The organism is Algorimicrobium bowmanii (assembly GCF_054031195.1).
In genome coordinates, this window is record NZ_CM132929.1 from 2,006,486 (window position 1) to 2,030,908 (window position 24,423).

Below are 24,423 nucleotides of genomic sequence, written 5' to 3' on the forward strand. Positions count from 1 at the left end.
TATGAAAAACCCTACTTATGTTAAAATAATACTTTGTGTATTATTAGCCATGCTATGCCATACAGGTATAGCACAGAATTACCAACCTTTTACGCCCCGGTTTGATGCCGACACCAAAGGCGATATCTTGTTAATCGGTAATAATATTATTAACCGAGATACCAATAGTAAGGATCCTAATGATCCCTACAATGGAACACAGAATTACAACTCCGATTACGATATGCAATATATTGATATCGATAGCGACCCTACTACATTCAGTTCCAGTAATGCTAACTTAGAAGCACCAGGAAGCTGTTATAGTATATTATACGCTGGTTTATATTGGGGAGCTATTTATCAAGAATCGGATAGAAGTCCTATAAATCAAATTAAATTAAAACTACCAGAAGGTGGTTATAACGATATTACGGGAGAAATTATTTACGATGCCGAAAATACACCTATTGGTAGCAACGGATCCAAACCTTATGCTTGTTATGCCGATGTTACAAGTATGATACAAGGACTTACAGATCCTGCAGGGACCTATACTGTAGCTAATATGACATCTAGTTTAGGTTATCATGGGGGAACAGGTTTATGTGGCGGATGGTCTTTATTTGTTGTCTATGAAGATCCTGCGCTTCCAGGTAAAGCTATCGTTTCTTTCGATGGGTTTAGTGCTATTGGCGGTGCAACTACCCTAGATGTTCCTGTTTCTGGGTTTAGAACAATTCCTATAGGACCCGTACGTGCTAAATTTGCTTTTTCTGCTCTTGAAGGTGACTACCGTATTAGTGGTGATTACCTGAGAATAAATGGTAATACAATGAATACACCAGAGCGTCCAAATAATAATTTTTTTAATAGTAAAATTACCAACCTAGCAGGAGAGTTTACTAATAGAACCCCTAATAGTGGAAATACTCTGGGGTTTGATGCTGGTATTTTAGACATTCCTAATCCTGGTAACAATGTTATAGCAAATGGCGATACTGCTGCAACTATAAGACTTGGGAGTACACAGGATGTATATTTTTACTATTTTAATGCGTTTGCTGTTGATATCATTCAACCTAATATTAACCTTACAAAAAATGTTGAAAATACTGCTGGTGTAAACATCAATAACGGCGATGTAACACTAGGTCAAGAACTTGATTATGTCTTAACATTTGAAAACATAGGTAATGATGATGCTATAAACTACACAATTACCGATGTCTTACCTATAAATGTGAACCTTTTAGACGTTGATTTAACAGGGGCTCCTGGGGTAACCTACACATACGATGCAATTGCACACGCTTTAGCATTTACCATACCAGAAAACCTTATCGAGGAAGGCGATCCTAGTTATGAAATTAGAATTCACGTTAAAGTAATCGAGGATTGTAACCAATTACGTGATGCCTGTTCTAACGTAATTCAAAATCAAGCTTACCAAACATATAGTAGTGAAACTGCAGGAAACGTAGTCGCCGATCAAGACCCGAGTGTTTCTGAAATAGATATTTGTGGCTTTCCAACTCCTGGATCGACTAATTTTTTAGTAAATGTAGATGGTTGTACTTTTGTTAGAGATGAAGTGCTATGTGGTAGTAGTATACAATTAACTGCCGGAGATGGATACACAACATACCAATGGTATCAAGGAGATGAAAATACTGGAACACCTATTGGTAATACACAAACCATTACAGTTACCCAACCAGGAGTATATACAAGTGTAAATACAGCACCTCAACCTTGTGTTTCAATTGTTGAAACAGTAAATGTGGTTTTATTTGGTGCCGATTTACCAAACCCTATTACACCTTATGCTAATCAAGTAGTAACCTGTCCTACCAATGGTGAGTTACTACCTGAAATATTCCTTTGTGGTGCAGGAGATGAATTATTACTAGAAACACACATCACTGATGCAACAAGTATTACTTGGGAATTACTTGATGAAACAAGTTGTAGCGAATCTGCTGAAAACTGTCCAAACACCAATGCTACATGTACCTGGAATGAAGTTGGCACTGGAGCATCATATAATGTTTCAACAGCTGGTCAATACCAACTGACTATCATGTACCAGAACGGTTGTTTTAGAAAATTTTATTTCAATGTCTATCAAAATCTTTTCACACCAACTGAAATACACCGCGATATTATCTGTTCTACAGATGGCGAAATAACCATTAACGGTGTACCTGCAGGTTACGAGTATAGTATTAGTGGTGTTGGCGGTCCTTATCAAACATCTAACGTTTTTCCAATTACAGTGGCAGGAGATTATACTGTACACATCAGACCTATTGGCGTTAATAACCCTTGCATTTTTACTATTATAAACATTCCAATTCGCGATCGTGATTTTACCGTAGATGTTATTGCTAATCAACCTTTATGCGCAGGCGATCAAGGTAGTATCACCATTCAAATGAATGATGTTACACCACAATATTATTATGAACTACTACAAGGAGGAACTATAATAAATAGTGTCGGACCAATTGCTGAAAGCGATTATACGTTTCCAAATCTTAACGCAGGAACTTATACTATAAATGCAACAACAGACTCTGGTTGTACTTATACCGAAACAACAACACTTGTAGAGCCAGATCCATTAACCGTAAATACAAATATCACACAAGCTATAACTTGCTCGGATGGCGAATTTACGATAGTAGCAAATGGTGGTACGCCGCCATATTATTACTACATTAATAGTACGACAGATTTCCAAACTGTACCGGAATACACAGTTACGGCACCAGGAATATATGATATTACAGTTATCGATTTCAATAATTGTTCAGTAACCACCCAAATAACTATGGAAGCTTTAAATGAACCAAGCTTTAATGTTACTAATACAGATATATTATGCTACGGGGAATCTAGTGCTGAAATTAATTTTAATGTTACCGATTCTAATGGATACACCATTCTATTTAGCGTAGATAATGGCGTAACCTTTAGTAGTAATCCTTTATTTTCAAACCTATCTGCTGGAACTTATGAAACAGTAGTACAATACTCATTAAATGGCGAAAATTGTTTATCTACACCACAAACAGTAACTATTACACAACCTGCCGAAGCAGTAACGGCTTCTGGAGGTGTATCAGAATTAGCTGGTTGTGGTCCTGCAGGAGAAGGTCGTGTTAGAATAACAAATCCTCAAGGAGGTATACCTCCATATCAATATAGTTTTGATAATGGCTCCACTTACAACTCAAGCAATGAGGCCTATTTACAACCCGGAACTTATACGCTATATATACAAGATTCTAATGGTTGTGTCTTCCCTATGGAAGTAACAATAGACCCAGCTCCTACACCTCCTACTATTGATATTGGAAATACAGAATTCAATTGTGATGGAACAGGAAATGCTACAGTAACTGTAAATAATAATGGTGGAGATTTCGATTACACATACATTTTAGATGGTGTAGAAAACACTAACGTACCAGATAATGTTTTTGTTAACGTACCAAGTGGAGATCACACTATTACCGTACAATATGAAAACCGAACAATTCCAACTTATAGTAATCTATTATTTGAAGATTTTGGTGAAGGAGGAAATACTACAACACCAGGTATTGCTTCTGCATATTGTTTTCATGATCAAACAATTTTCCCGTCACTTTGCTCGCCTACCAATAATCCTCGTTTAGAAGATAATCAGTACGCAGTAACAAGTGCAATTGTTCCTAATAATCCTGCTTGGCATCCGTATCGTGATCACACATCAAATGGAACTAACCCTAATGGCCGATTTCTTGCTATAAATATTGGCTCTGCAGCAGGTCCTAATGGTATTTTATATAGTAAGCCAATTGAAAACGTATTACCTAACCAAGAAATATTAGTCGATTTATACCTAGCCAACCTACTAAGAGTTGGTGTTGGTGGGGCTGATCCCGATTTTATATTGGAATTAGTTGATACTAGTGGTAATGTTATAGCATCGGAAGCAACCGGAATTGTAGATAACACTGTAGATGATTGGCAATTAAAATCTGTATCATTAAACCCTGGCAATACCACGTCTTTAACTTTTCAAATACGTTCTGGAAGTATTGTTTATGGTGGAAATGATGCCGCTATTGATGATATTAATGTTTATCAAATTCCTATTGTTTGTATTTCCGAAGTTGAATTCCCTATTGTAATTGATTCTAATCAAGCTTTTTCTGCTCAAGTATTAAACGCTACTGATGTAACTTGTTCAGGTGCATCGGATGGTCAATTTACTATTGCTGCTGAAAATTTCGAATTACCGTATGGTTTCGACTATTCATTAGATGGTGGAACAACTTGGATAAATTCAACAACATCCCCTGTTATTGTTACAGGGCTTGCTAGTGCTACTTACGATATAGACATCCGTTATGATGATTCAGCTTCAACATGTAGCTTCGATTTTGTACAAGAAATTTCTGAACCTACAGCTTTAATTGCTTCAGCAAGTATCAGTACACCTGCAACCTGTTTAACGGGTGCAAGTATTGAGGCCACTGCTACCAATGGAACACCGAATTACCAATTTCAATTAGAAGATGAATTCGGAACTATTATTTATCCATTTCAAACAAGTGGAAACTTTAATAATATTCCAACAGGTAATTATATGGTCGTTGTTCAAGATGCAAATGGATGTCAAGACCCAATTGACACCCTAATTAATATTATAGCGCCTACTGCTCCAATTGCTAGTATTGATACTACTTCTGATATTTGTTACGACACTAACAACTTAGCTACAATTGTGGTTTCAGTAACTAATGGAACACCTCCATTCAGTTATAGTTTAAATGGTGGTGCTTATCAATCAAGTTCAACATTTACAAATCTTACTCCTGGAAATTACACTATAGATGTTCGAGATGCTTCTGGTTGTGAAGCAATTACTATAAGTCAAAATATAGAAAATGAGTTAGTAAGTAATGCTATCCTAACTAAAAACCTAGACTGTTCGGCTTCTCCAGACGCTCAAATATTAGTAACAATAGCTGGAGGGTTAGCGCCTTATACATATGATGTTTCTTATAATGCGGCTCCTTTTTCAGGAAATATAACTGTTACAGGAAATGCATTTATATACAATACAGATTCAGACGGTGATTATGCCTTTTTAATTACAGATGCCTTACGTTGTACAGTTGAAACATCCATGACAACTATAAATGCCTTACCTGTTTTAAATACACCAACTGTAACTGTAACACAAAACAACTTATGTTTTGGAGATACAAATGGTGCCTTAACTGTTACACCTTCTGGTGGTTTACCTCCATATGATATAACAGTTGAGAACACAACAACAGGAACGGATTATAATTCACAAACAACAGGATTAGAAGCAGGTAATTATACCATTACAATTACTGATGCTAATGCCTGTGTGGTTATAGCTAATACAACTATTAGTCAACCAGACCCAATATCTTATAACGTAACTAAAGTCGATATAACTTGTGACAGCTCTGGAGGAACCTCAACAGGTACCATTACTATTGATGGAGTTACTGGTGGAACACCTGAATACACATATTATATATCAAATAATTTTGGTTATACTGATAGTTACACAACTACAGCAAGTGGCGAGAGTCATGTATTCACAATTATTAATTATGGAATCTATACTGTAGAAGTTATAGATGCCAATGGTTGTTCAGTAATTACTGAAAATGTAACCATCGCTTCACCTCCTAACAATCTAATAATTGATATCTCAGCTCTTACAGCCGATTGTAGTACTGGAGGAACTGCAGTAATAACAGTTACACCAATAGTTAGTAGTGGTAACTATCAATTTGCAGTATTAGAATACAATACACCGCCTTATTCTGATAATTATCAAAATGCCGATTCAGGAACACCGGAAGTTTCTACTTTTACAGGTTTAACTCCTGGTGTAACATACACATTTGTAGTTCATGACATGACTAATGACTGTTACTATTTTGAAACAGCAACCGGTCCTATTAGTTCACTATCTAATTTAACAGTAAGCTTAGATGAGATAAACAATGTTAATTGTACTGGTCAAGCTGATGGGAACATTAGTTTCACTATAGATAATTACGACACGGGAGCTACTGGTGTTTATTACGAAATATTCAACTACCAATCAAATACAACAACCTCTTTAAGTGGCACCATATCACCTTTATCAGGTGCTGCTATGAGTGTCAATAACATTGGTAACTTAGCTCCCGGACAGTATTATATTTTACTATCTGAAATTGGTGGTTCCTATGATGCTTGTTCTGTAGCTTCTATTGATTTTAATATAACAGAATCAACAAATTTAACTAGTATTAGCGCTAATCTTACAGCTAATGATACTTGTGAATTAAATGCGGGTATTATAACTGCAACAGGACAGTTTGGAACACCTCCTTATGAATTTCAACTGAATAATGCTGGTGATGCTGCTCCTACTGCAACAACGTGGACAGGTGCATCTAATAACACATTCCAAGTTGAAGGCGGTAATTATGATGTGTACATTAAAGATGCTTATGGATGTATTCAAATGACAAGCATTTTTGTTCCGACAGATACGCCTCCAGAATTTAATGTAACATTAGATACGGCAGCCATATGTAATGATGAAGGAAATTTCAGCATGATAATTACTCGCGATAACAGCGTTGGTGTTGGACCATTTACATATAGTATTAACGGATCAGCTTTTAATACTTATACTGAAGATGCGTCATACTCGTTTACAGTTACAGGATTAAATTCTGGTACACAAACGGTTATAATAAAAGATGCTAATGGTTGTACAACCACTGAAACCTTAGATATATTACCTCCATTAACAGGAAGTTCAACTACTAGTTTATCGGCTAATCCTGATTGTGGTACTTCAGATGGTATTATAACAGTTAATGCAAATGGTGGTTCTGGAAATTATACCTATACCATAGTTCCTGCAGAAGTTGGAATTGTATTAACCGGTAATACATTTGAAAATGTACCTGCTGGAGATTATACCATAACGGTTACCGATACAACGACCTTATGTACATTTAGTATTCCTACAACATTAGAAACACCTAATTTACCTAGCATTAATCTTGTTGCAACACATGTTACATGTAATGGAGATTCAAACGGTACAATAGTTGTAAATTTAACAGGTAGTAATACCGATCCGAATTATACTTTTGAAATTACAGCTCCTATAGTTGTAGCACCACAAGCCAATAATACATTTACAAACTTACCAGCAGGTACTTACACAGTAGTAGTAACTTCTGGTCGCGGATGTATTACTACTGAAACGGTTACAATAACAGAGCCTAACGCTATTTCGGTGCTAGCAGCTACAGTTATAAATTTTGCTTGTACAACAAACACTAACTCTGTTAATAACGCAACTATAACTGTAAATGGTGTTACTGGTGGTTCAGGAACTTTTATTAATTATGAGTTTATCCAATCGGGCATAACTTTACAGGCCGGATCTAATAATGTTTTTACGGAGACTAATTTAGTGGGTGGATTATATACAATAAATGTATATGATGACAATGGCTGTATGGGGTCTACTACCGCAACGATAAATCCATATAGTGAATTACTCTCACCAACCATTACGGTTGACAGTCCTATAGATTGTATTACAGATGAGACTATAACAATAAATGCTAATTTTAATGGTGCAACACCTACAAACCTTAGTTATAGTGTTATTGGCTTAAATGGTAACACCTATAATTCTACACAAACATCAGCTACTTTTAGTGGATTAGGTATAGGTAACTATCAAATTCTTGTTGAAAACCTTGACACAGGTTGTTTAGTTGAAGATGTACATTACGTTACAGATCCTAACACATTTGAAGTTACTGCTACAGTGCTTTCAAATGTAACTTGTTTCGGTGCGGACAACGGAAGTGTTGAACTTTTATTTATAGATCAGAATACCACACCTACTGATGATGCTGGTGCTTTTGATTATATAATAATGGATAGTAATGGCATTACAATTAATTCCGGTAATAGTCCAGATGCAGGACCACTAACAGTTAATGGATTGCCAAGCGGTGTTTATACTGTTGATGCTACGCTAACAAATTCTCCATTCTGTCCAACCACCATTAATTTCACAATTACCGAACCTGCTTCTGCTTTAAGCTTAGACGTTACAAGCACAGCTATTACCTGTATCAGTACTGCAGATGATGGAACCATATCTGCTAGCGGTAGTTTAGGATGGGGAGCTCCTTATGAATATCAATTAGAATTAGGTGCTACCGTTATTTCTGCCTGGTCAGATGTTGATACTTTTACAAATTTAACAGTTGGAACCTATACCATCAGTATAAGGGATGCAAATGGTTGCGTCGTTTCTACTACTGAAACGTTAGCAACTCCTACTCCAATTAGTGGAACACTTACCGCTTCGACTACAACACTCCTATGCTTGAATGATGCAAACGCAACACTCACAGTTAGTGGTGTTACCGGAGGGTCTGGTTCTGATTATTTGTATACGTTAGTTAATAACACTACAGGTGCTACTTCAGGTCCGCAATCAAATCCTATTTTCACGGATATTGCAGCAGGTACATACCATGTAATAATAAGTGACTCATGGACTTGTACAGGTACAACAAACCCAGTAACAATAACAGAACCTAATGATGTTGCTCTAGGAACTGTAACGGTTATAAATACGGCTACATGTAGCAATGATGCTACAATTCATATTGAAGCAACTGGCGGAACACCACCATATACATTTAGTACAGATGGTGTCACTTTCGTACCATTAGATCCTACAAATTCATTTGATGTTGTTCCAGGAACATATCAATATTATATTCAAGATGCTAACGGTTGTAATGCAACACTTACAAACGAAGTTACTATTGACCCTGTTATTCCAGTTGTTGTAAATCTAGATTTATCAGGTACTACAATAAACTGTAGCGGAGGAACAAATGCAACAATTGTAGCACTTGCAACAAACGGTCTAGGCTCCTATACTTATGAACTGGTAGACACCGATACAAATACAACCGTACAAGGTCCACAAACTGCTGGCACATTTTCAGGTGTTGCTGCAGGAAACTATGAGGTACTTGTTTATAGCGGTGTTGATTGTACTGGTACTTCGCAAGCGATTTCCATTATAGATCCAAATCCATTAGTAGTTAACACAACTAAAAATGATATAAGCTGTTTTGGTTTAACTGATGGTAGCATAACTGTTAATGCTTCTGGAGGAACAGGTATAATTCAATATGCTATTTCACCTAACTTGAATCAATTTCATGATTCAAATGTCTTTAACAACTTAAGTGCAGGAACCTATGATGTGATTGCTCAAGATCAAAATGGTTGTTTCCAAACTTTTGAAATTGAAATTATAGAACCTAACCCTTTACAAGCTACATTGGGACCTATTTCAAATGAATTATGTTTAAATGATGCTAATGGAAGTATAACATTTGATATTACTGGCGGTTCGGGAACATACTTGGTAAGTTTAGATAATACAAACTTTATTCCTGTAACTGGAAACCAATATACTTTTACAAACTTAAGTGGTAATACATTTTATCAAATCTACATAGTAGATTCGAATAACTGTTATGTAAACCCTCCTTTAGAGTATTACATGCCTCAAGCAGTAACAGTAATTCCTACTGTAGACATACAAACTACTTGTAACTCAAACACACCAGGTAACATTGTAACTATTGGTGTAAACGCCGATGTTTTAGGCGCTGTATCCTATAGTTTAGATAATATAACCTTTAATGCTAATAATGTTTATACAGATTTAGCCGCAGGAAATTACACAGCATATGTACAACATACAAATGGATGTACACAAACTGTCGATTTTACTATAGATGCCTTATTACCAATTACAGCTAGTGCTGCAACAACTTCCAATGTGTTATGTTTTGGTGAAGCCTCAGGACAAATAACGATCACTGCTACTGGAGGAACAGGAACTATTGAATATGCTATTTCGCCTGATTATAATTTCCAAGCAGGAAATGTTTTTGATAACTTAACAGCAGGAACTTACACTGTATTGGTTAGAGATTCCATTACATGTGAAGTAAGCATTAACAACATTCTTGTTGATGAACCTAGCGCAGCGCTATCAGTAACTGTATCGGGTACACCTGAAACATGTTTAAACGAAACAGATGGCTCAATAACTATAAACGTAACTGGGGGAACACCACCTTATTTCACGAGTTTAGATGGCATTAATTTCACACAGGATGTGTTTAACTTCAATAACCTAAATGGAGGTCAGACGTATACTGTTTATGTTCAAGATGATAATGGTTGTAATATAACACCAGTTACATTCACAATAGATGAAGGTGTGGAAATTCAGGGTTCTGTTTCTATTACAGACACTTGTTCTGCAAATACTATTGGAAATAATGTTTCTGTTTCTGTAAATCCAACATTGGTAAATGACGTACTTTATAGTTTAGATAACATAAACTACGATACTATTAATACGTTTACAGATTTAGTACCTGGAAATTATACGGTTTATATACAGCATATAAATGGTTGTACTGAACCTATTAACTTTACAATTGATAATTTAACCCCAATAACGGCAAGTGCCATAGCAACCACCAACGTTTTGTGCTTTGGAGATGCTTCGGGTGAAATTACAGTAACCGCTTCAGGTGGGACAGGTACTTTAGAATATGCTATTTCACCAGATTATAATTTCCAAACCAATAATGTATTTAGCAATTTATCGGTAGGAACTTATGATGTACTTGTAAAGGATTCAATTACTTGTGAAGTAAATATCACTAACATACTAGTATCAGGTCCTACAAGTGTACTAACGGCTACGGTTTCTGGAACTCCTGAAACGTGCCTTAATGTATCTGATGGAGCATTAACCGTTTCAATTAGTGGTGGAACTGCTCCATATTTTACAAGTTTGGATGGTTCAAATTACACACAAGACGCCTTTAATTTTACCAATTTGGATGGCGGCGTGACTTATACCGTTTATGTTCGAGATGCTAATGGTTGTGATATAACACCAATAACCTATTCTATTGATAATGGTATGGATATTCAAGCAACTATATCAGTTTCGGATATTTGCTTAAATAATGTCTCTAGTAATGAGGTAACTGTTTCTGTAAATAGTGCTTTAACAAACGATGTACAATTTAGTACAGATGGCATTAGCTACATAAGCTCTAATGTGTTTACAGGATTAGCTAATGGTAATCATACTATTTATGTACAGCATATTAACGGCTGTATAGACACAGTAGATTTTACGATAAACAACCTACCTCCTGTTACCTTAACAACATCAGCTACTAACGTACTATGTAACGGTGATAGCTCTGGAAGTATTTCGGTAATAGCATCTGGAGGCAGCAATAACCTTACCTATGCTATATCACCTAACTTTGTTCAAACAACAAGTAATGTATTCAACAACTTAACTGCTGGCAACTATACTATACGAGTTTACGACACAACAGGTTGTTATGTAGAAGAAGATGTTGCTGTTTCAGAGCCCAATGCACTTCAAGCCACATTAGTAACTGTTTACGAAGAACTGTGTATTGATGATAACAATGGCGCTATTGAAATCGATATACCGTCGGGTGCTGGAACACCACCATATTTTACAAGTTTAAACACTGAAACCAACTATATCCAAGATCAATACATCTTTGATAATTTAGATGGCGGAGAAACATATACCGTTTATGTAAAAGATGCTAATGGTTGTAAAACCACTTTAGAAGTTAGTCTACAGGAGCCTACATTTATTGACGCTAATGCAGAAGTAACTTACTTATGTGAAGATAACCGCGTTGAAATAACCGTAGACGCTACAGTAAGCAACAATGTTACCTATTTCTTAGATGGTGGTGCTGGTCAAACTACTAATATCTATTCAGGATTAAGTGCTGGACAGCATGAAGTAGAAATCATGCATAACACATCTGGCTGTTTGGAAACTGTTAGTTTCTTTATTGAAACCGTTATTCCTCTTGGCTTGACTGTTGAAGAAACAGATATCAATCAAATAACAGCTACAGCATCAGGTGGTGCTGGTGGTTACACCTATTATTTTAATGGTACTGATAATGGCTCCGATAATATTTATACCTATTACCAATCAGGAACTATTACAATTCTTGTGATTGATGCTAATGGGTGTGAAATTGAACGTCAAATACCTGTTACATTTGTTAACATCGAAATTCCAAACGTATTCACTCCTGACGGAAATGGTGAAAATGACGAATGGTCTCCAACAAATACAAACAATTACCCAGATATTCGAACTCTTATTTATGATAGACATGGACGTGTTGTAGCTAATTTACGCGCTGGACAAGCCTGGAATGGTGAATATGAAGGAAACCCATTACCTACTGGTGATTACTGGTACATAATTAAACTAGGGAATCCTGAGGACGATCGTGAATTTGTTGGACATTTTACATTATATAGATAAACCCATACCGTGCCATAAGTACCCAAATGCTTATGGCACGATTTAACAAAGTTTTTAAACCTACAACTATGAAAAACTTATACTTAACTACCCTGTTATTGCTTGGTGCCGTTTTTACTTACGCCCAAGAATTAACAATACCCACATACACCCAATATTTAGCAGATAACCCATTTGTTATATCACCTGCATATGCAGGAATTGGCGATTTTGTAAAAATAAGAGCCAATGGACTCACACAATGGGTTGGCATTAAAGATGCCCCAGATATGCAATCACTAGCAGCCGATATGCGTTTAGGAGAACGTTCTGGTGTTGGTTTGTTTTTATATAATGATAAAAATGGCTACACAGAACAACGTGGATTTAGGGCATCATTTGCACATCATTTAACGTTAAATAACAATAAAGATCAATTTCTTTCTTTTGGTATGTCTTATAACATGAATATCTTTCAAATTGATATATCTAATTTTAATGTTATGGATAGCTCAATTGAAGATGATAGACGATTGACAAACCATAATTTTGATGTGTCTTTCTTATACCGTATAGAGTCCTTTTATGCAAGTCTTACAGCTAGCAATTTGTTAAATAAAGATCTAAATAAATTTGATATTAAAGAACCCGGAAAACTTAGAAACTACCAGTTGTACACAGGTTATATTTTTAATCAAGGAGGGAAAAGTGACTTTGAAGTAGAACCGTCAGCTTATATTCAATATTTTGAAAGTGATGGACGTTCAACTACAGATTTAAACTTAAAATTTAGAATGCTAAGTGGTGAGAACTATTATTGGGCAGGCTTGAGTTATCGTTTTTTAAACGATCAAATCATGGAACCTTTAAATATAGGTCCTATGGCAGGAGTTAAAGTTTCTAACTTTTACTTTGCCTACTCCTACCAAGTTATAACAAACGATTTAATAGACAACAACAGTGGTACACATATGATTACTATTGGAGTTGATATCTTTCAAGGAATTAGCAATTGCCGTTGCGCACTGTAAGCTATAAACTTACTTATTTAATAAGCCATAATGTTGCAAAACCTTATGGCTTATTTTTTTGTCAGCATATTTAATTAGTATTATTTTACAATCCGTTGTATTTTCGGCACAATAAATGTTTCAACTATCTTTAAATATCTATTATGCGCTATTTATATCTTTTATTTTGTTTTGTAATAAGCCAAACTAGCTTTTCTCAAAACACAGCTATTTCAAATAACGAGACATTAAAATTTACAGCAGCTTATAATATGTCTGGGATTATGACAGACCTTGCTGAGGTAACAATGGCTACTAATGCCATTAAAACATCAAAAGCCACATTATTACAATTAAAATGTACAGCTACAACCTATAGTAAATGGGATAGTTTTTTTAAAATTCGTGATTTATATGAGAGCTACGTAAGTCCAACCACATTAAAACCTTATTTATACAAACGCGATATTAATGAAGGTGGCTATTATAAGTTTATGCAATACAAATACATTCATAAAACAAATACGATTGAAAGCATTAAGAAAAAGAAACGAAGTGATGGTGGTATTTGGGAAGAGAAAAAAAACATAAATTTTGGCAACAACACCGCTGATATTGTTACGACTATCTATAAAATAAGAAACCTTAATTTATCTGAAGCTAGTAACGGAACCCAGTTTCCTTTAATGGTCGTTTTTGATAATACCGAATTTAAAATAACTGCAACTTATTTAGGTACCGAATCCATCAATACAAGTTTGGGGAACAAAACATGTCATAAATTAAGTATAGCTGTCAATAACAGTGATGTCCTTAAAGGAACTAACAATAACTTACTATGGTTAACTGCAGACGCCAATAAAATACCCGTATTTGCTAAATTTAAAATTGCTGTTGGAAACGGCGAATTACGGATTAAATCTGCTACTGGCCTAAAACATTAATCCTATTATGAGAAAACTATTTATAATTTTAAGTTTAATTGCGGCTATATTTGCCGTTATCCTTTCAGTGTTACCTCTCTCTAATTTGGCTTTCATACCAGCCGTATGTGGGTTTATTTTTGCATTAATAAGTTTTTACTTATCCAACAAACAAGAAAAACCCAATCACAGTGCTAAACTTGCTATGCTGCTTATAATTATAGCTTTATCGCTAGCTACTTATAAAGCACTATTCAACACTTCAGAAGTTGGAAATACCGAAGAGCTTATAGAAACAGAACAACAATCTGAAGAAGAAGCTATTGAAGAATTGGAAGGTTTGGAAATAGATATGGAATAATCTGTTTACTTTTATACATGAACTCTTTTTTAAGCTTTATATCCTTATAAATGAAAGCAACCCTTATCGTATCTGTATTAACCTTAATAGGTTCATGCGCAACAACACGTTATTCTTCCAAAATTGAAAACATTAAAAATAATATTCAATTTACAGATAGCGTAGCAATGACTCACTATGCTCATACAATAACACCTCAAGAGTTAGAAACACACTTATATAGTTATGCATCGGATGAATTTGAAGGTCGAAAAACAGGCGAAATTGGACAAAAAAAAGCGGTTCAGTTTTTAGAAAATTTCTATAAAACTGAAAAAATAGCTTCCCCTCTTAACGATTCGACGTACTTTCAAACCGTACCAGCAACATTCTTACCGAAGAACATAAAAAGCTCAGAAAATGTCCTAGCCTATATTAAAGGTTCAGAAAAACCAGATGAGGTATTAATAATTTCGGCACACCTAGACCATTTAGGTATTGAAAATGGTGAAATTTATAATGGTGCCGATGATAACGCGTCAGGAACAACGGCTATTATGGAAATAGCTCAAGCATTTAAATTAGCCGCTCAAGACGGATTTAGACCTAAGCGAAGTATTTTATTCTTACACCTTACAGGTGAAGAATTAGGCTTATATGGTTCTCAATACTACATTGAAAACCCCATTTTTGAACATCACAATACAATAGCCGACTTGAACATTGATATGATTGGACGCATAGACGAAAAACACAAAGACAATCCCAACTACCTGTATTTAATTGGCTCCGATAGAATAAGTAAAGAATTACATTTTATTTCCGAAAAAATTAATTCGCAGTTTTTCAATATAGAGTTAGATTACACCTTCAATGAAAAATCAGATCCTAATCGCTATTATTACAGGTCTGACCATTATAAATTTGCCCAAAATGATATTCCTGTTATTTTCTATTTTAATGGCACTCACGAAGACTACCATAAACATACCGATACGGCAGATAAAATTAACTACAATTTATTAGCGAAACGCACCCAATTAATTTTTATCACAGCGTGGTATTTAGCTAATAAAGAAGACCTACTAATACATAACAAAGACATATAAATTGCTTGTTAAAATTTGTTAAAATAAAAAGCCCTTTTCTACCAAAATGCGGGGTTTTTCGTATTATAGCAAAAGTAGCTTAACGCTACATCAAATAAATATCATTACGTACACATGAAAAAATCAGTCATTCTATTAAGTGCTTCCTTATTAGCATTTAGTTGTGGAACTACTCAAAAAAGAGATACCACAAAAACACAAAAACCTGCAAACCCTATAGAATACGGTAACACTATTACTTCTGCCGAATTAAAGGATATGCTTTACACCTATGCTTCCGATGAATTTGAAGGTCGCCTAACAGGTGCTAAAGGTCAGAAATTGGCTGTAGAATATTTAAAAAAACAATATGAAAACCTTGAGGTTTCTGCAGCAAAATCTGACGGAGACTACTTTCAAGAAGTGCCTTTAGAAATTTCAAAAGCACCACAAGTATCATTGACAGTAAATGGTAAGGATTTTACAATTATAGATGATTTTGTTTCTGTAAACTCGGTAAATAGCGGTTCATTAAATACTAATGATGTCGTGTTTGTTGATTATGGAATTGAAGATGATGCCTATAATAGCTATGAAAATTTAGATGTTACAGGTAAAGTTGTTTTAATTAAGTCGGGTGAGCCTAAAGATGCCGAAGGAAACTACGTAATTAGTGGTACTACAGAAAGCTCTAACTGGTCTAATTTTAGAAATGAATTTTCCGCTAAACGCGATATTGCTAAAGAAAAAGGAGCTGCTGCTGTATTATTTTATAATCCTGAAATATACAGTATGGCTGCAAATCGATTTGGTGGATCAAGCGGTAGAATGTCTTTAAAAGGTGATAAAGAAACTATGTATTACTTTTTAATTAATACCGATTTAGCAAAAGCGATTATGCCTAGCATTGAAACAGCTACAAAAACAGAAACATTAAATGTAGCTATGCAATTAGACTACAAGAACAATTCAGAACAAATTATGTCTGAGAATGTTGCTGCATTTATAAAAGGTTCAGAAAAACCAGATGAGATTATCGTGCTTTCAGCTCATTTAGATCATGAAGGTGTTAAAAATGGCGAAATTTATAATGGTGCTGATGATGATGGTTCGGGAACTGTTGCACTTATAGAAATAGCAGAAGCTTTTAAAACGGCTATAAAAAATGGACATGCACCTAAACGTTCTATATTATTCTTACACGTTACCGGAGAAGAAAAAGGTTTATTAGGATCGCGTTACTATACAGATATAGATCCTTTATTTCCTTTAGAAAATACTGTTGCTAATTTAAATATAGATATGATTGGACGTACAGATCCAACACGAGAAGGAAATGACAACTATATATACTTAATAGGTAGTGATAAATTAAGTACAGAATTACACAATATTTCTGAAGAGATGAATCAAACTTATATGAATATTGATTTAGATTATAAATTTAACGCTGAAAACGATCCTAATCGTTTTTACTACCGTTCTGATCATTATAATTTTGCAAAAAATAATATTCCTGTAATCTTTTATTTTAACGGAACACATGCTGATTACCACAAACCAAGTGATACACCAGATAAAATCCGTTACGATTTATTAGAAAACAGAACACGTTTAGTATTCTATACTGCTTGGGAACTAGCAAATCGTAGAAACCGTATAGTTGTAGATAAAGCTGCTGAATAACAGAATTATCTCACCTAAATAAAAAAGCCTTTTAGATCTTTCTAAAAGGCTTTTTTATTTTACCTCTATTGTATTATTAAAAACTTCATCTAATACACACTAAGAGCTTCATTTAAGTACTTACACTAAAGATTAAGACATTATTAGTTTTGACTCTCCGTTTCCTTATTCTTATTATACTTTTTGTGGGTAATATTTTTAGTTTCTAAAATTGCATAAAACTTTCTAGGTGAAATTTTTAAATCCTTAGTAATTTCACTCACTTTTTTCTGTCCTTTTTTATACAGTTTTAAATTTTCGTTGACCTTCTTATTAAAAAAATGCTTTTCTAATTTTTCAACTATTTGTAAAGCCGTATAATTAGATGATTCTGCATACTTTTCAATATCAGATTTAATATTAGTTAATTTACTCATAGGGAATTTATTTATAAGCGCTAACGCAGTTATTTAACTAAATTAACAAATAATAAACCGAACATAAAATCCCATTAAATTTTTAACAAAAAAATATGAGTCTAATATAATAAGGAATGTAGCTTATCAGTGCGTGTAAATGATTTAAATTTCCTTAGATAAAACGAAATAAAGTGCACAAAAAAAGCCTTTCAGATATCTGAAAGGCTTTCTAATTTTGGGTGGAAGACGGGATTCGAACCCGCGACCCTTGGTACCACAAACCAATGCTCTAACCAGCTGAGCTACAACCACCATTTTAATAGGCTGCAAATATAATTGATTTCCTATTTCTGGCAAACTATTTTTGAAAAATTATTTCAAATCAAACAAACTATTTACACAAGGGTAACGTTCTACCGTATAACCTTCGGCATAATCTACGCCTACAATACGACCTAAATCTCGAGACCTATATGCCACACTATCAGTAAAATTCCTACTTGAAATAGGTGTTTCTGGCTCCTTACTTTTAGGGTCAAAAAACTGTGTTTTATACGCATAAACAGCCTCTAATTTTTTTTCAATAAAATCTGAAATATCTACTACAAAATCCGGTTCAAGGTACTTCCATTGAATATAATGATGAATTTGCTTTGGTCTCCATGGTTTCTGAGCGGTAGTTTCAGTGTCTAAAAACGTCTCTATTTTAATTAATCCACTCAAAAAACAAGCATCACTAACAGCACTACTCCCCTTTCCATGATCAATATGCCTATCTGTAACCGCATTGCACAACACAATTTCAGGTTGATATTTACGAATCATTTTTATTATTTCAATTTGATGAGCTTTATCATTTAGAAAAAAGCCATCAGCAAAGCCTAAATTCTCACGTACAGAAACTCCTAATATTTTTGCTGCTTCGGTTGCTTCTGCATCTCGTGTTTTAGCTGTACCACGGGTTCCTAATTCCCCTCGTGTTAAATCTATTATTCCTACTGTTTTACCATTTGCAATCTCTTTAGCAATGGTACCGCCACAGCCCAATTCTACATCATCAGGATGCGCACCTATGGCTAAAATATCTAACTTCATAATTATTGTATTTTTTTAAAAGCTTGTTCTAAATCTGTTATTAAATCCTTTTTAGATTCTATCCCTACTGAAAACCGAATTAATTGATCTGAAATTCCTACTGCATCACGCTCCTCTTGAGATAACAAAGCATGTGATGTTAAATAAGGAGAAAGGACGGTACTTTCAACACCAGCTAAACTCATAGATGATTTTATTAGCTTTAATTCTTTTTGAAACTTTAAAGCCTCTAAACCGTCTTGAAGTTCGAAAGATAGCATACCTCCAAATCCATGCATTTGCTTTTTTGCTAATGGATACTGCGGGTGGGATTTAAGTCCCGGATAATACACCGTTTTAACAAGTGGGTGCTTTTCTAAATATTTAGCTAGTTTCTTAGCATTTCTACTTTGTGCTTTAACGCGTAAGGCCAAAGTTTTAATACTGCGTTCTAACATCCATACTGTAATCTCACTTAAATTACCTCCAAAATTTTTGGCTACATGCCATATGTCACCTATTAACGCTTCAGACCCTACCAAAGCACCTGCTAAAATATCACTATGACCACCTAAATATTTAGTAGCCGAATGCATAACAATATCCACACCCAAATCTATTGGTGTTTGATTTATAGGGCTAGCAAAAGTATTATCACAACTAGTAAGAATTTCCTGCGATTTTGCTAAATCACAAACCGCTTGAATATCTGTAAGTGTTAATAATGGATTAGACGGCGTTTCTATATGAATAAGTTTTGTATTCGGTTGAATGGCATCCTTAAAATCTGCTATATCATAGCCATTGGTAAACGTAAACTCGATACCAAATTTTGGAAACTCTTCACGTATAAAGTTACTCGTTCCTCCATACAGTGTATTCTGAACCACCAGGTGATCTCCTGATTTTAAAAATGAAAAAAATAAAGCACTTAATGCAGCCATACCAGAACCAAAAATCAATCCGCTTTCTGTATGTTCTAAAGCAGCAATTTTTTGCGATAAATGTTCTTGATTCGGTGTATTAAAATACCGCGGATATCTCTTAACATCTACTTCATCAAACTCATAAGATGTTGCCATATAAATTGGAGAAACAGCCCCTTTAAATTGCTTGTCTACAACATCACCTACATGTGTACAAATGGTATTAATACCGTATTGGGAATCCTTCATAAAATTCTATTTATTAAAGTAGCAAATTACAAATAATCTAGGGCTTGACTATGACGATAATAGCGCATTTTTAATTTTTTTAATAATTTAAATAACCAAGAAAGAAAAACCCTTAGAGTAGCACCTTGTAAATCAATATTTTAACATGAATTTCAATGAAACCCGCAAAATTTTAACTATATTTACAATTATGACTACAACTGAAAGACAAGAAAACGCAACATTTTTAAAAGAATCCTTAAGCTATTTAGAAAATCTGGGATATGATAATATCCGTGCTGACGTAGATGGCTATGAAACACCGAAATCTTACCACAAAAAAGGTTCGGATGTAACAATAACACCAGATATTGTGGCAGAAAAAGCTGGTAGAAAGCACTATTTTGAAATCAGTTTAAAATCTGAAGAGCCTATTCTATTAAAATCTAAATGGCGCTTTTTAGATGTTCTTACACGAATGAAAGATCATCGGTTTAGAATTATTACTCGTCGTGGTCATTACAAATTCACGCAAGATATGCTTGACGATTTAAATATGGATAAAAATCCTATTAAGCTATAAATCTTTTTTACTAGACTTTAATAAGTTGTTTTGTTCTTCCATCAAACCTGTTAGTTTGGTGAGCAGCTCTATGTCCTTTGGTGTTTTAACTGCTTTATTTTTTGGGTCGTGAGACTTATTACGTAGTCGATTCATAAATTTAACAATTATAAATATTGTTAGACCTACAATCATAAAGTCTAAAAAGGCTTCCGTAAAAGCACCATAACCAATGGCAACTTCGTCTGTAGTTATATCTCCAGCTGCATCAATTACTTCATTGCGAAGAATAATACGTCTATCAGATAAATTTACACCTTCTACTAACAAAGATAAAGGAGGTAGTAGCACTTGTTTAACTAAAACATCTACTAACTTATTAAATGCCGCTCCTATAATAATACCGATGGCCATATCCATCATATTACCTTTAACGGCAAACTCTTTAAACTCCTTTATAAACTTCACAATAACCTTGCTTTATTTTTTATAATATTTAGCGTATTTTCTGTAGGCAAAAAATCCTAATACAGCAACAATACCAAAAGCAATAGCTATAAACTTCACACTTACAATTTGATCACCACTAGCATAAGAATGTAAACCTGCTAGATAGAAGTTAACACCAAAATAAGTCATCATAATACTTGAAAAAGCAATTATAGAGGCTAAATTAAAGCCAAAACGACTACGTAGTCCTGGAACCAAACGCATGTGTATAACAAAAGCATATATCATAATACTGATTAAAGCCCAAGTTTCTTTCGGGTCCCAACCCCAATAACGTCCCCAACTTTCATTAGCCCACATACCTCCTAGAAAGTTTCCTATAGTTAGTAAAACTAAGCCTACAGTTAGAGCCATTTCATTTATAATAGTTAACTCCTTAATATTGATAAGCATTTTATCTTTATTCTCTTTGGTTGTAAAAATCATTAAGAATAAAACCACAACACCTAAAATCATACCTAAGGTAAAAGGTCCGTAACTAGCAACAATTACTGCAACATGTATCATTAACCAATAGCTATCTAATACAGGTTGCAAATTAGCAATAGCAGGATCCATCCAGTTCCAATGTGCTACCATTAATATTATAGCGGTTACAAAGGCCGTAGCTGCAATAGTTAAATCGCTACGTTTTCCAAACGCTAACCCGAAAAACATAGTTGCCCATGCAACATAAATCATAGACTCATAAGCATCACTCCAAGGTGCGTGCCCTGAAATATACCAACGTACAATTAAACCAGCTGTGTGTAGTAAAAATAAACACAGAACTATAACTTTAAAGACGTTTACAGAGATATTAATTGCTTTATTATCTTCTTTAAAAATTTGTATAATTAATACGATGAACATTAAAGTTGCAGCGTACATATACCAACTAAATAGGTTTTTAAAAATATCGTAATGGTTATAAAGTATTTCTGTTTTTACTTTTTTATCAGAAAGCATCACTTCCCCGCCATACTTCTTCTGTGTTTTGGTAAACGATGTTAAGATATCTTCTACTTGCGAATAATCACCTGTTTTTTTAGCATTATTCAACGTCATTAAATAAGCACTAAATCCATTATTAATAAAGTTACCGTAAAGGGTATCTTGAATGCTTTCACGATAACCATCGCGTCTAAATTCTACCGATGAAATCCATTTATTATTCTCATCATCCGGAACAGGGAATATTCGTAAAGCATAACCATCAATCGTATTATATAATAAATTAACACGCTGATCGGTTTCTTTAAACTCTTTTTGAATACCACTTGGAATTTGAGCTTTATAGGCATCTTCTAAGTATGGTGCCAACTTATAATTACCATCAGGAGTAAAGAAATCTACTAAAGCAATATATTTTTGATCTTTAGGAATACCAATAAGTGTACGGATTGAATCTCCTTTCTGTGGAGCCAAATATATAATTGGTACGTTATACCATAATAAAGGACTTTCGTGAATAGAAAGAAATATCTGATTCGCATCTAAATCTTCATAGCTGTCATGCTTACTTAATTTTCTAAGCATTTCAGAAGCAAATGTATTTACAGGCATCATACGCCCTCCTATATCCTGAATAACTATATGTCCAAATTTATCAGCATGTTCTTTAGGTGTAATATTGGCTTTTAAAACCGAATCGATTTGCGTCTTAGAAGGTCTAGAACTTGTATGGTCATGACCGTCATTAGGCCCGTGTCCTTGAGCAAAACCAGTTAAAGTACCTGCTAAAATTAATAACGCTGCTCCTTTGTTTTTCAGCCTATTAACCTTTTTCTTTTTAATAGCTGTTAGTTGTTTTTCTAAAGCTCCAAAACGGGTGTTTTTATCAAATAATATAGCCATTAGTCCTAAATACAATAAAATATATCCTATATAAGTAACCCATGTTCCTAACATATCATGATTTACAGATAACTTGGTACCTAATTCATCTGGATCAAAGCCAGATTGAAAAAAGCGATAACCACGGTGGTCTAGAATATTATTCATAAATATGCGATAATCAAAATCGCCTTGTTCTTTATCAAGAATAGTAACCTCACTAGCAAAAGCAGAATAACTATTATCTGTTCCTGGATATTTATCAGCAATAAAATCGTTAAGTTTAATACTAAAAGGGAGTTCTAAAACTTTTGAACCATACTTTACGGCGATATCTAAACCGCCTACTTTTACTTGCTCGAAAGGCTTACTATATCCTGGACCTCCTAATAGCTTAACACGTTTTGTTTCACCACCCGAAGTTACTTTTAAAACCACACCATCTTCATCACCACGAAGCATTTGAGATTTCTTTACAATATCAAAATTACCTCTAACTACAGGTTTTGGAAATACCATAGTCATATTTCCAATAATATATCGAGACCTTAATACTAAAGGCTGAATACTATCTTTAACTAACACCCCTGTTTTTCCGGTTGCCATAGTCATATAATCACCATCAAAAGGAGAGTTGATAGTTAGATTATCATCTGTATAATTAATATTTATAGCGCCATCCACTTCATTATTTAAAGAAAACAGCACGTTATGTATACTCTGAACTTCACCTGATTTTAAAAAGTGATTATGAGGCATACCATCACCAGCTTCAACTATTTTTAAGTACTGTTCTCCTGTTTCGTCAGGAATAACATCTAGTTCAGCACCACCAATGAATTTTTCTAATTCAAAAGAAACATCTTGCGTATCATAATCTGTGTTATATGTAAAATCATTGTCCAAACGTGGAGAAAAATCAACTTCTTCTTCTACTATTTTGCGCTGTGCCATTCCATCCACCATATAATCTCCATCTATATAGGCTGTGATATATGTTTTTTGAGAAAGAAAAGTGTTTTCGGTTTCGCCTTCACGAATAGCCATCATTCCTTCGAAACCAATATACCTAGTAATACCAGCCCCTAGAATAATAAGAACAAACGATAAATGCAATGTTAATGTAGCCCACTGCTCTTTACGCCATAAACGGTAGCGTTTAATATTACCAATAAAATTAATTACAAAAATGATCATGATAGCCTCAAACCACCACGTATTATAAATAAGGTTACGGGTATATGGTGTTGGCGATGTTTCCTGACCAGCATCCATGAATGTGCCAATTGCCATAGCAGCAGCAAAAACAATAAATAATACAGACGTTAATCGGGTTGAAAAAAGGAATTTAGCGAGTTTATTTTGCATAACTTGAGACTCAA

The 24,423-nt window shown here is 34.4% G+C and carries 12 protein-coding genes and 1 tRNA gene; 7 read left to right on the top strand and 6 right to left on the bottom strand.

Translation table 11 applies throughout. The features are described from left to right. The first annotated feature begins 1 nt into the window (after window position 1). The 6 genes from ACW5R3_RS08895 to ACW5R3_RS08920 all read left to right on the top strand — a co-directional run bounded on the left by ACW5R3_RS08895 (window position 2) and on the right by ACW5R3_RS08920 (window position 17,528). Window positions 2-12,502: a T9SS type B sorting domain-containing protein gene (locus ACW5R3_RS08895; RefSeq protein WP_456576659.1), complete on the top strand. Its 12,501-nt coding sequence runs from the start codon at window positions 2-4 to the stop codon at window positions 12,500-12,502. A 68-nt stretch (window positions 12,503-12,570) separates the two neighbouring features. Beyond that, window positions 12,571-13,512 carry a PorP/SprF family type IX secretion system membrane protein gene (locus tag ACW5R3_RS08900; RefSeq protein WP_456576660.1) on the top strand — a complete coding sequence of 314 codons (942 nt, stop codon included), beginning with the start codon at window positions 12,571-12,573 and terminating at the stop codon, window positions 13,510-13,512. A 143-nt stretch (window positions 13,513-13,655) separates the two neighbouring features. Further along, on the top strand, window positions 13,656-14,435 hold the full coding sequence (locus tag ACW5R3_RS08905) for a DUF3108 domain-containing protein (protein ID WP_456576661.1): 780 nt from the start codon (window positions 13,656-13,658) through the stop codon (window positions 14,433-14,435). Window positions 14,436-14,442: 7 nt separating this feature from the next. After that, the gene (locus ACW5R3_RS08910) at window positions 14,443-14,775 is read left to right on the top strand and encodes an FUSC family protein (RefSeq protein WP_456576662.1); all 333 of its coding nucleotides are present in this window, start codon (window positions 14,443-14,445) and stop codon (window positions 14,773-14,775) included. 50 nt (window positions 14,776-14,825) lie between these two features. Further along, on the top strand, window positions 14,826-15,863 hold the full coding sequence (locus ACW5R3_RS08915; RefSeq protein WP_456576663.1) for a M28 family metallopeptidase: 1,038 nt from the start codon (window positions 14,826-14,828) through the stop codon (window positions 15,861-15,863). A gap of 114 nt (window positions 15,864-15,977) precedes the next feature. After that, window positions 15,978-17,528 carry a M28 family peptidase gene (locus ACW5R3_RS08920; RefSeq protein ID WP_456576664.1) on the top strand — a complete coding sequence of 517 codons (1,551 nt, stop codon included), beginning with the start codon at window positions 15,978-15,980 and terminating at the stop codon, window positions 17,526-17,528. 143 nt (window positions 17,529-17,671) lie between these two features. Here the strand turns inward: ACW5R3_RS08920 and ACW5R3_RS08925 are convergent, their stop codons facing one another. From ACW5R3_RS08925 to ACW5R3_RS08940, 4 genes are all read right to left on the bottom strand, one after another. After that, complete coding sequence (locus ACW5R3_RS08925; RefSeq protein WP_456576665.1) at window positions 17,672-17,944, bottom strand: hypothetical protein; 273 nt, start codon at window positions 17,942-17,944, stop codon at window positions 17,672-17,674. Between the two features lie 219 nt (window positions 17,945-18,163). Further along, window positions 18,164-18,239, bottom strand: a tRNA-His gene (locus tag ACW5R3_RS08930). A gap of 59 nt (window positions 18,240-18,298) precedes the next feature. Next, entirely contained in the window at window positions 18,299-19,021 is a 723-nt protein-coding gene (bshB1, locus tag ACW5R3_RS08935) for a bacillithiol biosynthesis deacetylase BshB1 (RefSeq protein WP_456576666.1), read from the bottom strand. A gap of 2 nt (window positions 19,022-19,023) precedes the next feature. Then, window positions 19,024-20,175, bottom strand: a complete 1,152-nt coding sequence (locus ACW5R3_RS08940; RefSeq protein ID WP_456576667.1) for a trans-sulfuration enzyme family protein — start codon at window positions 20,173-20,175, stop codon at window positions 19,024-19,026. Between the two features lie 190 nt (window positions 20,176-20,365). Here ACW5R3_RS08940 and ACW5R3_RS08945 point away from each other — a divergent pair, with 190 nt between their 5' ends. Continuing rightward, a complete protein-coding gene (locus tag ACW5R3_RS08945; protein WP_456576668.1) occupies window positions 20,366-20,737 on the top strand; it encodes a hypothetical protein in 372 nt (123 codons plus the stop codon). On the opposite strand, the gene mscL is transcribed toward ACW5R3_RS08945, so the two are convergent. Then, window positions 20,732-21,184 carry a large conductance mechanosensitive channel protein MscL gene (mscL, locus tag ACW5R3_RS08950; RefSeq protein ID WP_456576669.1) on the bottom strand — a complete coding sequence of 151 codons (453 nt, stop codon included), beginning with the start codon at window positions 21,182-21,184 and terminating at the stop codon, window positions 20,732-20,734. The genes ACW5R3_RS08945 and mscL overlap by 6 nt on opposite strands. Before the next feature lie 12 nt (window positions 21,185-21,196). Continuing rightward, window positions 21,197-24,409, bottom strand: a complete 3,213-nt coding sequence (gene ccsA, locus ACW5R3_RS08955) for a cytochrome c biogenesis protein CcsA (protein ID WP_456576670.1) — start codon at window positions 24,407-24,409, stop codon at window positions 21,197-21,199. Window positions 24,410-24,423: the final 14 nt, after the last annotated feature.